General features: G+C 53.0%; 11 protein-coding genes and 4 pseudogenes. 7 read left to right on the top strand and 8 right to left on the bottom strand.

The features are described 5' to 3' along the window. The 4 genes and pseudogenes from ACWHXD_RS04200 to ACWHXD_RS04185 form a co-directional block, all read right to left on the bottom strand. A complete protein-coding gene (locus ACWHXD_RS04200; protein WP_074059261.1) occupies positions 1–384 on the bottom strand; it encodes a C2H2-type zinc finger protein in 384 nt (127 codons plus the stop codon). A 187-nt stretch (positions 385–571) separates the two neighbouring features. Then, entirely contained in the window at positions 572–1,261 is a 690-nt protein-coding gene (locus ACWHXD_RS04195) for an NYN domain-containing protein (RefSeq protein WP_019819629.1), read from the bottom strand. A 259-nt stretch (positions 1,262–1,520) separates the two neighbouring features. Next, on the bottom strand, positions 1,521–2,156 hold the full coding sequence (locus ACWHXD_RS04190) for an SOS response-associated peptidase (RefSeq protein ID WP_019819627.1): 636 nt from the start codon (positions 2,154–2,156) through the stop codon (positions 1,521–1,523). A gap of 28 nt (positions 2,157–2,184) precedes the next feature. Continuing rightward, positions 2,185–3,153, bottom strand: a pseudogene (locus tag ACWHXD_RS04185) (DUF4113 domain-containing protein); the annotation flags it as partial. 351 nt (positions 3,154–3,504) lie between these two features. On the opposite strand from ACWHXD_RS04185, the gene ACWHXD_RS04180 reads away from it, so the two are divergent. The 3 genes from ACWHXD_RS04180 to ACWHXD_RS04170 are packed head-to-tail and all read left to right on the top strand — an operon-like array spanning position 3,505 to position 4,480. Continuing rightward, positions 3,505–3,915, top strand: coding sequence for a hypothetical protein (locus tag ACWHXD_RS04180; RefSeq protein WP_019819623.1), 411 nt, complete (start codon positions 3,505–3,507; stop codon positions 3,913–3,915). A 14-nt stretch (positions 3,916–3,929) separates the two neighbouring features. Beyond that, positions 3,930–4,142, top strand: coding sequence for a CopG family ribbon-helix-helix protein (locus tag ACWHXD_RS04175; RefSeq protein WP_019819621.1), 213 nt, complete (start codon positions 3,930–3,932; stop codon positions 4,140–4,142). A 59-nt stretch (positions 4,143–4,201) separates the two neighbouring features. After that, positions 4,202–4,480 (top strand): type II toxin-antitoxin system RelE/ParE family toxin, encoded by a 279-nt coding sequence (locus ACWHXD_RS04170; RefSeq protein ID WP_019819619.1) that lies wholly within the window; start codon positions 4,202–4,204, stop codon positions 4,478–4,480. 910 nt (positions 4,481–5,390) lie between these two features. Here ACWHXD_RS04170 and ACWHXD_RS04165 read toward each other — a convergent pair. Further along, positions 5,391–6,581, bottom strand: coding sequence for a sensor histidine kinase (locus tag ACWHXD_RS04165; RefSeq protein ID WP_081376978.1), 1,191 nt, complete (start codon positions 6,579–6,581; stop codon positions 5,391–5,393). Positions 6,582–7,372: 791 nt separating this feature from the next. On the opposite strand from ACWHXD_RS04165, the gene ACWHXD_RS04160 reads away from it, so the two are divergent. Together ACWHXD_RS04160 and ACWHXD_RS04155 are read left to right on the top strand one after the other, a co-directional pair. Continuing rightward, a complete protein-coding gene (locus ACWHXD_RS04160) occupies positions 7,373–8,860 on the top strand; it encodes a SulP family inorganic anion transporter (RefSeq protein WP_019819612.1) in 1,488 nt (495 codons plus the stop codon). Positions 8,861–8,871: 11 nt separating this feature from the next. Further along, positions 8,872–9,395, top strand: a pseudogene (locus tag ACWHXD_RS04155) (universal stress protein); the annotation flags it as partial. An 84-nt stretch (positions 9,396–9,479) separates the two neighbouring features. Here ACWHXD_RS04155 and ACWHXD_RS04150 read toward each other — a convergent pair. After that, the gene (locus ACWHXD_RS04150) at positions 9,480–9,875 is read right to left on the bottom strand and encodes a VOC family protein (RefSeq protein WP_019819608.1); all 396 of its coding nucleotides are present in this window, start codon (positions 9,873–9,875) and stop codon (positions 9,480–9,482) included. Between the two features lie 114 nt (positions 9,876–9,989). Between ACWHXD_RS04150 and ACWHXD_RS04145 the strand changes: the two are divergent. Next, positions 9,990–10,205, top strand: a pseudogene (locus ACWHXD_RS04145) (Tn3 family transposase); the annotation flags it as partial. A 235-nt stretch (positions 10,206–10,440) separates the two neighbouring features. On the opposite strand, the gene ACWHXD_RS04140 reads toward ACWHXD_RS04145, so the two are convergent. Next, positions 10,441–11,400, bottom strand: a complete 960-nt coding sequence (locus ACWHXD_RS04140; RefSeq protein ID WP_019819605.1) for a DMT family transporter — start codon at positions 11,398–11,400, stop codon at positions 10,441–10,443. Between the two features lie 255 nt (positions 11,401–11,655). Here ACWHXD_RS04140 and ACWHXD_RS04135 point away from each other — a divergent pair. Beyond that, positions 11,656–11,931: pseudogene (locus tag ACWHXD_RS04135) on the top strand (transposase domain-containing protein); the annotation flags it as partial. Positions 11,932–11,962: 31 nt separating this feature from the next. Here ACWHXD_RS04135 and ACWHXD_RS04130 read toward each other — a convergent pair. Beyond that, positions 11,963–12,592 (bottom strand): LysE family translocator, encoded by a 630-nt coding sequence (locus ACWHXD_RS04130; RefSeq protein WP_019819600.1) that lies wholly within the window; start codon positions 12,590–12,592, stop codon positions 11,963–11,965. Between the last annotated feature and the right edge of the window lie 369 nt (positions 12,593–12,961).

The raw sequence follows: 12,961 nt of genomic DNA, 5'->3' as shown, positions 1-12,961 counted from the left end.
TTAACCTGCGTATTGCCCCCACTTTTTTATTCCTGCTCTTGCTTCGTCCTCACCGATACCGCTTACAAGCGAATCAGCAAAGGTCAAATGAGCATCCATATAGCGGTCAAAATCTTTCTCTGGAACTCCGTTCGCAAGAGCACGGCTCCACCACGAAAAAACAACCACAAGCTTGCCAAGCTCGGGATCATAATCGTCCTTCAAGCGTTCAAGACCACCATCGTTAAAGGCGACAGCCCATCCGAACGCTTTGGAAAAATCGCGGACATTTTGGGGTTGCGAGCCGCGAGCCAATTGTTTATGTCTAGCAGCGTGTGTTTTACGATCCTCTTCCAGTGAAGGCACATAAAGAAGCCCGCAGATGCGGCATGTGGACACACTCATAAGTCATTCCCTCGATTGTTAAGAGCTAAGAGCGGAGCCTGGAACTGCATAAGGAACTTTTAGGCAGGTCGTATGCAGCATATTTCCTCGATCCCCTCGCTTATGGCAACCATTGCTGCCCTCAAGCCTGCGTCAAGGTAACTATGGCCGGCAGGCTTGGCGGCGAGGTCTACAGGACACGCATAAATTACCAGTAGTCTGGTTTATCGATTGGTTTTTTTCGTGTGGGTATGCGAGACGGTAATTGATGCTGGGCCAGTTCAACGTTCTTCACCACATGCCGCATCCAGGTCGCATACTGCTTCAACGATCCTGGAACCGCTCGCTGAATGCCTTCCCTGTGAGGAAGTATCACTCCGAGGTTTAGCTCTGGGAAATCTTCACGGAGCGCCCGCAGCGCCGGGGTCATGTCGGTATCAGCCGACACCAAGACGAGCTGCTCTATACGTTGTTCAGGTGGCAGAGTCGCCTGCCGAGCTGCTAGGCGGTACATGCTGATAGCGATATGTACGTCTGTCTCTTTTTCTTCAAGCTTCCAGATCTCGACCTGATCAGTCCTGGACGCTGGAGTGTACTTATCGATAAAGCGCGGAGCTTTACCCGATTCAAGCTGGTGACGCCCATAAAACACGCTTACATCGAGTGCAATCAATGCACGAAGGTACGTATCTTGAGCTTCTTTAGAAGCAATGCCACGGGTGGCCAAGGAGGGTTTGACGCCGGAAGTGAAAAAGCTGACGGCATCGAGGGTATTTTCTGGGTGCTCGACACGTATTATGTGAGCCAGCAGTCCCGGAAGATCAAGCCACTTATACTGGGTGCCCGCCAACAGGCCGTAAAACAGGTTGTAGCCGTCTACAAAGCAAGCTGTACGCAAGATTCTCCATCCCTAGAAACGAAAAAACCGGCTCAGGGCCGGTTTCTTCACCCCAACTGCCAGCGAACTGAATCACTGCGTACGGGGCTGAGTAGTGAATTCATTGTGCAAGTTACTACAAGCAAATACAAGCCCCATCAATCATTTTTGATCATCGTGGTTCACGCAGAATCACACCCGATCAGCCCACAAACCCATCTCAAAACCAGCCCTAAAGCTAGCCAGTCAGCTTCTTAGGCGCACTGGCCTGGTAGGTTAATCATACAGCAACTGCCATCCGGTCTGCCGGATACTGACGCATAAACTCCATGCTGTCGTCGGCGCCGGCATTCAACCAATCGCCATACAGCCCCCGAGGCAAAATCACCAGCATGCGCTTTTCGTCCTCGGGCTTGTGGTAGTTGCGCATGAACGGGTGACCATCCGCATTGATGGTCAGCATGGTGAAGCTGTGCAGTTCCTCCCCGGTACCGGGATCGCGCCATTGCTCCCACAGGCCCGCTATGCCCATTAACTCACCGTCTGCCCGCACAATCCGCGTTGCAATCGGTTTACCCGTTCGCCAGTCAGGTTCATAAATGGCCGCGGCAGGGATAATGCAGTGTTGGGCCTTTCGCCAAGCTGTGCGGTACGACGGCTTTTGACTGGCCGTCTCCGATCGGCAGTTGTAGGTGCTGCGTACGATTTTGGTGTCCTTGCTCCAGGTTGGAATCAGCCCGAACGCGCCTGTCAGCGCTTCCAGCAACGCAGGCGATTCCTCGTCGACGTGCTCCGCACGGCGAATGAAAGGCCCGGTATAGCCTGGGTATAGTTGCAACTTACCCTGCTCGAACGGCTCAACGCCAAATGTTTCGGCCACCCGCTGCGGCGACGGCGCTTCGTAATGACTGCACATACACAAACTCCCTCCGGATCCAGATGCATCAATTGGCATTTACCGTCCACAACTGGTCAAGCCTGGTGGTGTAGCTCGGACTTTTCAGCTCACGGCGCATCGCCCAGGCCGGCGCCGCCGGCACAGCGGCGGTACGCAGCGTGCCTCGACCCCAGCGATTATTGATTTCGTCCAGGACACTCATCACCTTGTCGGCCGTGGCCGGTTGTGTGTGCGCAAACAGGTCATCGGTAAACTCACCTGGTTGACGCAGATCCATCAGCAACACCTCGGCCTTGCTGTATCGGAACCCACGTCGGAACAGGCGTTCCACTGCCCGCGTGGCTTCCTTGGTGATCAAGCGTACGTCATTGGTGGGATAGGGAAGCTCGACTAGCACGCCGTTAGCGTAACGTGCCTCGTCCGGGTTAAACATGCCGGTGCGAATGCTCACGCGGATCTTCTTGCACAGCGAATGCTGGGCTCTCAGCTTTTCTGAGGCGCGCTGCGCGTAGGTGGCAACCGCCTCTTTGATTGGCTCAAGTGTTTCGAGGCGCACGCCAAACATTCGGCTGCAGCAGATCTCCTGCTTGGCAGGTGCCGCATCTTCCAGGGCCAGGCACGACGTGCCGGCGAGTTCACGCACCGTCTTCTCCAGCACCACACTGAATTTACGGCCGAGCAACCCGGGGTCGGCCTTGGCCAGGTCCATGGCAGTGTGAATACCCAGGGCATGCATGTGCGCCGTCATACGTCGACCAATGCCCCACACCTCTTCAACGGCCGTATTACGCAACACCCAATCGCGTTTAAAGGGGTCGCACAGATCCACGACGCCGCCTGTCTGCGCCTGCAGACGCTTTGCGGTGTGGTTGGCCAGCTTGGCCAGGGTTTTGGTGTGGGCAATGCCCACACCAACTGGAATTCCGGTGTGTTTTAGGACCTTGGCACGGATCGTTCGCCCGAATTCGGTCAGGTCGCCGGGCATGCCGGAGAGGTCACAGAATATTTCGTCGATGTAAAGGAAAGATGTCAACCCATGGACATGAGTGAAGCCCACGCCAACTCTAGTTTCCCGCTGAATACACCATGACCATGGATATCCACCTACGAAGCGCTTTCAGAGCCTAATCTGTCCATACCGAAAGCCGCTGTTGACTGCGAGCAGCAGGAGCTGACATCAGGTTAGGGTATAGCCCAGCCTGACACCGCAGCTTGTCAACATAATATTATTAGTTATGATTACTTTGAATCATTTTTTTTGGACGCTGGCGTAGAATGAGAGGCTCAATCACATGTCATTCCACCGGCTGCTGATGACATTCCTCACTCGAACCCCACCGTACCAATTCGAGAGAAGTGACGCTTCATGAAAAATCATCCTGACACAGTTGAGCTGTTACAGAAAATTGATAAGCTGCTGACGGCAGTGGAGTCGTTGCATAATTGCCTCCAAACCCTCGAAGCTGTACCCAATGACAGTTACGATATTGCCCGTACCCAATTGCGTAATGCGGCCCGCGAGGCCTCGCACGTGATCGAGCGCCATCGAAGCACGCAAGAACTGAATCAAAAATCAGAGCAAAACGTGCCGCACTCTTTGGCGTTGCTTGCTTCTGCCGAAGCGGCGGAATGGCGCGCCAATGAACTCAGAAAAAATGGCGATTATGCCGAAGCACGCCAAGCCAGCGAACGTGCCATTACGTTACGCCAAGCGGCATCGGAAGCTGCTGTGATTGAACGCCGGCAAGGCATGCACCTTGTGCAGCCAATTGGTTAGAAGTAGCAGTCTTCATGGCAACTACCGCAAAAACTCGATCCGTCACCGCTCATGTACCTATGCAGTTAGCCGAAAAGGTAGATTTAATGGCTGAGCGGCTGGAGCGCTCCAAGAATTGGATCGTCAAGCAGACTCTGGCTGCTTGGATAGACCAAGAAGGGGGGCGCAGTCGCCTGACACGCGAAGCGTTGGCCGATGTAGACGCTGGTCATGTGATTGACCACTAAGCTGTCCAAGCCTGGGCCGACAGCCCCAACACCGAATCGCCATTAGCAATCCCGAATTGATGGAGTTGAATTGCACCAGCAAAGCGCTTTCTGACCTTGCTCGCCTATATGAATTTCTGGCGACGGTGGTGGATCAGCCTGCCGCTGCTCGTACTGTACAGCAACTAACAGTTGCCCCGACAACGTTGCTGGCAAATCCACGCATCGGTGAGCGGCTAGATGAGTTCGAACCTAGCGATGTGCGCCGAATCCTGATTGGCCACTACGAGATGCGTTACGAAATTACGGGATCTATCGTCTACCTGTTGCGCGTGTGGCATAAACGCGAGAACCGATAGATAAATTTTTAACACAAATCGCATTCTCCGCGACGATTCCAGGGAGAGGATCAGTTCTCCTCAGAGTTGACAGCCAGAGTCTCGTTTCCTCGATATTGAATTTCAGACCCTGTATTTCCATAAGAACGAGAAAGTTTCTTGAGATTCGGTAATGCCCGCAGGTAGCACAGTGACGCTCCTCCCAATCGCCAATTGACCGTTGCAAACCAGTCTTTTGAGCGCATATCAAGCAGCCCATTTACCCCTCCATGGAGCAGCCGTGACTCTTGCGAGGCAGGGACAAAGCACAGTTAGATTTTATTGGCAACTTTACGGTAGCTGCTTATCGTGAGAAAGCCATATTCGTAGCGAATATTTTCCTTAAATTTTGGCACTCAACTTAATGAACAAAATCTCCGAACGTACGTTGGCTGGCTGGAATTTTACGTTGAGCACCACGAAGCGGGATCGCTGCCAGCGCCCTTGAAGGGCTCATGGGTGGCGATTTTTTAAATGCACACAGTCTCTACGCTGGCTTCAGATTCGTACCTGGTGGAATTGGTGGAAGCCGTTGAGCTGGCTCGCATTGCTTGGCGGGATACGGTTAATCACCTGCAACACGTTTCAGATGACGTTTGGCTGGGTCAGATGGAAGCAGTGGTGTGTCTTGAAATCCAATACAGAACCCAGCAAGAGCAGCTCTGTCGTTACCTCTACAAAACAGTAATGAGCAGTGGCGGATAATTGCTGCTCTTGGATAGCGCCAATCATTCAAGCCTACGCTGGGCGGGCTTTTTGAGCATCCGAGGGATACGATATCTGACAATCCATTGCCCGACACGGGTTTCAGATTAACCTTACACAGAGCGCTCGCCGAGATGAAGTTGCAGACCGTTTCCATTAAAGTCCTTGTACGTTACGGTCTCCCTGCTCATCTCAGAAGACCATCAGGAACCAGCCTTGCGGGGAGGCGAGTCTTGAACACAGGAGAAAAAATTATCTGAAACGCGGTGCCTCCAAGGTCTGCGTTGGGCTCATGACTTAGCGAACCATCTAGGTTCTTTACCAGTTCAGTGATCACCTTCATTCCCAGCCCCGACATTTTATGTACATCAAAGTCAGTCGGGAGGCCTCTGCCATTGTCGCTCACAGTCAAGCAGCATTGGTGCTGATATGGTGTTAAATGAACGTTGATTTTAGAGGCTCCATATTTCAATGCATTGGTCACCAATTCGTTAACAATCAGACCGATTCGGCTGAGTTGTTCACTATCCAACGCCAGTGGGACGGCGTCGACTGAGATTACCATCTGGCTTTCAGATCCCAGCATCGTAGATAAGCCAGCGCACAATTGGACGAGATAGTCAGCACTATCCAGCGTAGAGGCTGCCTTGCCGACATTAATATGTTTATGCACATTGGCTACAGCAAATATCTTGGTTGCCGCTCTGGAAATCTCCTTAGCCGCTTCAGAGCTGCCCAGCTGAGCACTTTGAATGCTCAACATCGACACAATCAGATGAAGGCTATTCATCACACGATGGTCGATTTCTTCGGCCATTAAGTGGGAATGATTCAGCGCCGCTTCCTTTTCCGCGATGGATCGCATAGCAGACAGGCGCAGCTCCAGTTGATCCATCACAACGCTTGCAAGATCCGTCAATGTGTCTAGCTGGTCTTGGGTGACCGTACGCGGCTGCGTGTCCAAAACACATAGCGTGCCAAGATTGAAACCGTCGTGGGTATGAAGCGGTACTCCCAAATAAAACTGTAACCCGAATTCGCCTGCGACGAGGGGATTAACGAGCGTACGAGGGTCGTGTCTAGCGTCCGTTACTAACCAAGGTTCTGCCTGGAGGATCGCGGAAGAACAAAGGCCTGAATTGCGGGGAATTTGTTTTACGTCGAGTCCGTGATGAGATTTGAACCAGATTCGGTCTGTATCGACGATGCTCACGATTGCTATCGGAGTTCCAAGAAGACGAGCTGCTATCGCGGTCACACGATCAAATGCGCCATCCGGAGGCGTGTCTAGGATGGCGTACCTGCGAACAGCGTTCATCCTGAGCGCTTCCTCTTGAGCGGACTTACTAGAACTGACGGGATGAGTCACGGTGTTCATAGTGTGCACTCACAGGAATAAGGCCAGTAGCTGTGCTCTCGGGTTCGATGGAATGCCCCAAAAAAATTGGAACTTTTCTATGGCCTCGCGCACAGGGAGCAAATTGGATGATAGCAGAGTGTGCATTGCTACACTATTACGTGCGGAACAGCTGGACATCCTACGCTGCGCTCAGTGCGCCGGTATCTTGTGGTTAGAAGAAACCAAAAGGTTAGCGTACGTTTTTTCCGGGTTCTCTCGGCCGCCTTCCGGAACACCCCGGATGGCAGAAGTCCGCATCCGACACTAGGTTCACGCCAGCATGACGATAAGCCTGGACGATCAAACGCGAGCAGAACTGCCTCCGGTCGGCCACGAAGGCAGCTAACAGTAACCGTCTGGCCAACTCACCGCTCAGCACACAGACCAGCTCGAACAGGAATGAATGGAAAGCAAAGTCTTGCCCGCAGGTATACCGATTGACTAAGCCTATATCTGACGTAGCTCATGCAGAGCTTGGCAACGGGTCGCAATCGGCGACGGCTTCATTGTATACTTCGGTTCCGCATACCCCTTGAGCACAGGAACATCAGCATGACTGTACTCCAAACGATCTACTGGCAGCCTACGCCGCCTTAGCGCTACGCCCCCCTCGCAACACCTGCTTCCGCTAGTCTCGCTCGCGGGCGCACACTGCTGTACGCCTGGTTTTTGCACCTCAAGCACACAGCAAAAAATCCTCAAAATTTGAACTTGTATCGATTCGTTCGCCATTCCTTTGGCGTGCGCGATGCTTTGCCTTGGATATTCTGATGCTGCAATCGCTCAAACAAACGTGGTTTTCCAACGTCCGTGGAGACGTGCTAGCAGGTCTCGTAGTCGCCCTGGCATTGATCCCGGAGGCCATTGCCTTCTCGATCATTGCCGGCGTCGACCCCAAGGTTGGTCTCTACGCCTCCTTCTGTATCTGTGCTGTTATTGCCTTCGTCGGCGGTCGTCCCGGCATGATCTCGGCGGCTACCGGCGCCATGGCACTGCTCATGGTTACTTTGGTTAAAGAGCACGGACTTCAGTATCTGCTGGCAGCCACGTTGCTCTGTGGGGTACTTCAAATCCTCGCGGGTTACCTGAAGCTAGGTTCGCTGATGCGCTTCGTCTCTCGCTCTGTGATCACGGGTTTTGTAAACGCATTAGCGATTCTGATTTTTATGGCGCAGTTACCTGAATTGACCAACGTGACCTGGCACGTCTACGCCATGACCGCAGCGGGCCTAGGGATAATCTACCTGTTTCCGTATGTACCTGTGATTGGCAAGCTGATTCCTTCGCCATTAGTGTGCATCCTGACACTGACTGCACTTGCCTTTTACCTCGGGCTGGACATCCGTACCGTGGGTGACATGGGCCAATTGCCGGACACACTGCCGATTTTTCTGTGGCCTGAAGTGCCGCTGAACTTTGAAACCCTGCGCATCATCTTTCCTTACTCCGCAGCGCTGGCAGTTGTAGGCCTATTGGAGTCGATGATGACCGCGACCATCGTCGACGGTCTGACGGATACCACCAGCAACAAAAACCGCGAGTGCAAAGGTCAGGGTGTGGCCAACATCGCCGCTGGCATGCTCGGCGGGATGGCAGGTTGCGCGATGATCGGCCAGTCAGTCATCAACGTGAAATCTGGTGGCCGCACCCGCCTCTCGACATTGTGTGCCGGCGTTTTCCTGCTGCTGATGGTGGTATTTCTTGGCGAATGGCTCTCTAAAATCCCGATGGCGGCACTCGTGGCAGTGATGATTATGGTGTCCATCGGTACCTTTAGCTGGGATTCCTTGCGCAATATGAAAGAGCATCCGCTGTCGACCAACCTCGTCATGGTGGCGACCGTCGTGGTCGTCGTGGCCACTCACAACCTGGCCTACGGCGTATTGGTCGGTGTGCTGCTGGCGTCCCTGTTCTTTGCCAACAAGGTCGGACACTATCTGGACATCAAGAGCACTCTGCAAGAGGCGCAATCGCATCGGACTTATTACGTTGTGGGCCAGGTGTTCTTCAGCTCTGCAGACAAGTTCACTGAGGGTTTTGACTTCAAGCAAGCGCTGAAAAAGGTCACCGTCGATCTCACACAGGCGCATTTCTGGGATATTACCGCCGTCGCAGCGCTGGATAAGGTCGTGATCAAGTTCCGCCGTGAGGGCGCTGAGGTTGAAGTGCTCGGTCTCAATGAAGCCAGCGCAACAATCGTTGACCGCTTCGGTATGCATGACAAACCCGGTGCCATCGACAAGCTCATGAGCCACTAAGGAGGACGACAATGACCCACGTAATGGCATGCAGATAACTCACAATCCGCATTGGCGGTCTGTGATTACGCAGCATGGGCTTCGCAACGTCTCAGCGCTCCCCCTGACCTTGCTTCATGTGCTGGATAAGGAGAAATATCCTGCATCCGCTGACCTCAGCGGCAATATCGGTCTCGGCAGCAGTGAACATCTACTGGAAGATCTGGCCACGCTGGATGCGCAGCGTGCAAAACTGGCCTTGGAGCATGGCCAACACATGCTGGAAAAGGCCAGGGAGCGAACGGCCATTTCCGGCGCTGCGTTTCCTGAGCTGAAGCAGCGCCACGGACACTTGGTAGAAATCTGAGCGACCTTCAGGAGGATTCGACTGTTGGTGATAGGAAGAGTGGGTGAAGACAACTCACGCAACGCGCACAGCCTTGGCAGCCAGATAGAAGCTGTGGTGCGAACAATTCACCGGCCTATCCTGATCACAGCTAGCAGCTATAAAAAGCCCGAAAAGGTGATGCTCGCATTTGACGGCAGCTCCACTGCCGTATCCGTCCGGCGAACACGCCTTGCTTCCCGATAGATAATGCTGCGCCCTCGATTCTCGACTGTTCAAAGTTTCAAGCTACGCTTAGGGATCCGGAGCATATGCAAAACAAAGCTTATTCCCCTCTGGATCCCGACAATATGCTGCATAGAAATCTGAAGCATATTCTCGAAAGCCCGGCTTACCCTCATTGGTTCCTCCCATCTCAATAGCAAGCGCCCAGACCTCACGAACCTGGGCCTCCGAAGCTGCCAGAAAACTCACTTGAACACCGTTCCCCCAAGTGGCTGCAAGACCATTTATAGGGTGCTGGACGTAGAACTGGGGCCATCGCCTATTGGGGTATCGCCAGCCTACGCCGCGAGCAGCCCCACCGTTCCCTTCAGGCATCTGGATAAGGCCTAGTTTCGCCAGCAAGGCGTCGTAAAAGACTACCAAACACTCAAGATCCCTAGCTCCGACGTGCACGTGACTGAACATAGGTATACTCCGCGAAAGGGGGACGTGTCGCTTTGTGATAATGCGCAAGCACCGGGCATCACACATTGTAATGTCGCCCCGGTGCACACGGGTGTCTAGCCATCTTTGCTGGACTTGACCGCAGCCATTGTGCTGTGGAACACGGTGTTTCTCGAGCGGGCAGCCCAAAGGTCAGCCGACGCCGGAAAGCCGGTGAATACAGATCTGTATCAGTACCTGTCGCCGTTGGGCTGGTAGCACATCAACCTGACAGGCGATTACGTGTGGCGGCAGAGCCACAAACTGGAAGATGGAAAATTCAGGCCGCTACGGCAGGTCGGAAAACCTTAGTATACGATTTTCCCGGTTCCTGCTCACTAGCGGTCGACGGCCAGTTCGTGGAATGCGCACTGACGTATGCGTCCTGTCAGCGGTGTCCAGCCAACACATCTTCCAAGCTCCGGCATTAAGCGCCACGGTGTCTCCGGTTTTAAAATGAACACCATCGCGCTTATAGCTGGGTTTGTGTAGGTGACTCCAAACGACGCTTACCAAAGAACTTTCTCCGATGGGCTTTCAGAGCAAATCACGCCTGTACACTCGAACCTGCGCGGTAACTTGGCGTCATGACCTTTATTGCGATTGTGGCACCTGTTAACAGGGCTATTACTCCCAGCATCTCAAGACCGGTAGGTAGACGGTTTTCGGCGATAAGGCCGAACGCAGCGGCGAAGATCGTTTCTACAGAAATGAGCTGCCCAGACAGGGCCATGGGTAACCGCTGGCTTGCAATGTTCCAAGCCCATGCCCCTCCAACGGAGGCAAAACATGCCAGCGCTGATGCTGCGGCGAAAACCGGTAGAGTATTGTCCAAACGTAGGTCAATGTGCGGGTAGCTATATACCCCAAACACAAGCCCGAAAGGTAAGAAAAGCAGGACGCTGACACCTGCTCCACTCATCATTAGTCCAGTCCAAAGACCTGAATGTACTTGGGGAATTTTTGCCAATATCTTTTGGTTTAATATGCTGAACATTAACCAAGCCAATACTGCGCCTAACGCATAACCTACTGCCACAAGGTACGAGGGCGCGCCTCCATCTAAAACGCTGACCAAAATTCCATAATTCGTTGCAACCAAACCAAAAACTGCCAGAATTATGGGTGCACAGAAGCTGCTCCAGGAAACTGTTCGGTTGATCAAATTGCCTGTGATGGCAACTATAACCGGCGTAGCGCTCAAAAATGCGGGTGCGATTATAGCCCCACCGTGAAGTACACTTCCCATAATGCATCCTATGTAAAGAGCATATCCTAGGACGCCAAGCAGCCCGGCCATCATAGTTGAACGCCAGCTTAAAACTGGATCGCCAGGCCAATAAACACGAATAACAACAAGACCAATGCAGCCAGAGATGATGAATCTCAATGTAATAAAATCAACCGGTCCAAAATCTCCCATCATGTAAGGAGACAGAAAATTAAGCGCCCAGCTGAACGTAGCGAAAATTGCAGCTGCAATCCCAATCACATAGGATTTTGACATCGCCTCTCCTGTGACGGGCTTACACGCCCGATTTTAGATAATAGGATCGCAATATTTCGAGGAGCGAATCTCCTTACCGTCCTTTATACCAATAAATTGTGACCCATAGGCCGTCTGAGTTGGTTTACCCAAGTTAACGCCCATCCCTACGTCGCCACCACTTTCAGACTTGCCTTCGAACATGGATTTTGTCTAGTCGTGAGCGCCAGTCTAGAAAGCGCATTGTCACAGCAAGTCGGGTCTTACACGGCCGCAGCGCTGTCGCGCTACCTTGATGACGGTGCCGTACCCATAGACAACAAATGGGCCGAAAACCAAATCAGGCCATGGGCTCTTGGGCCGAAGAACTGGCTCTTTGCAGGGTCGCTGCGCAGCGGTAAACGTGCGGCAGCGATCGTGAGCCTGATCCAGTCTGCACGGCTGAATGGTCATGATCCGTATGCTTATCTGAAAGACGTTCTCAGACGCCTGCCGACGCAGCGGGTGAGTGAAATCAAGCAGTTGCTTCCGCATAAGTGGGAGCCCGTTTAATCATGTAAGGGTGACGCTCGGACGTACACACTTAAGTTCGTCTGGCTGTAGCCAATAAGGCGGCTGCGCCGAGCATCATTGCACCCGTTATGCGATTGATGATCGACAATTTCCGCTTCGAAGGGTGCAGAGATCGAATGATGCTGCCAGCAAGGGCCCAGCCTATAGCGGCGATAAACTCGACCGCAATGTAGATTGCACTTAAAACGACGAACTGGGCAGTGAAGGAGGCGCCAGTACCAGCAACAATGAATTGGGGAACAAAAGCAGTGAAGAGCAAGATTGCTTTGGGGTTGGTCATGGCAGTCATGAACTCCCTGCGTGCCAAGGAGTAGGCATCGACAGGCTGGAATACCGAAGCCCCATCTTCGTGACAATCACGGCCTATCATCATTCTTACGCCGAGATAGGCGAGGTAAAGGACACCTACCCACTTAATAATCTGGAAAGCGGGTTCAGACGCCTCTAGCAATGCGCCTAAACCGACAATCACCATTGCGATCATCAATGCAAAGGCCGTACACCGACCTGACAGACCGACCACTGTAGGCAGCAAACCCTGCCTGCTGCCATTTGCGAATGCAAGCAGGTTGTTGGCGCCCGGTGAGACGGCAACGATTGCTGCTGCGGGGAGAAATAGGAGGAGTTGGGCTAGGGTCATGGTTGGAACCTCGGCATCGACAATAATTGATTCTAGCCAGAGCTTGAATAGTCTCTACGAGGATCGGGCATATTTCGCAGCGCCTATCCTTTGGAGAAGCGGTGTTCAGGTGTTTGTTGGTAGCTTCGGAGTATGCTTTGGGGTCAGTAAGGTGTGTTGGCTAGACGCTTACTACGCTTCCGCAAATCACCTTTGTTTACGTTCACCCCCGCTGAACCCTGGATGATAGCAGCATCTCATGCTCACTGGATTGTTTGCGACGTCAAAGGGCCCGTGCCGTACTCACTGGGCTTGTGTCTCGTAACCAAAACGATCTAAAACGTTAGCGCACGACCACAAGCATAAGTACATCCTGCGATGGTCCCCGCT

It is taken from the genome of Pseudomonas fjordensis, assembly GCF_976987115.1.
The sequence above is the reverse complement of the archived record's forward strand: the minus strand, read 5'-3'. Positions and strand labels throughout refer to the sequence as shown.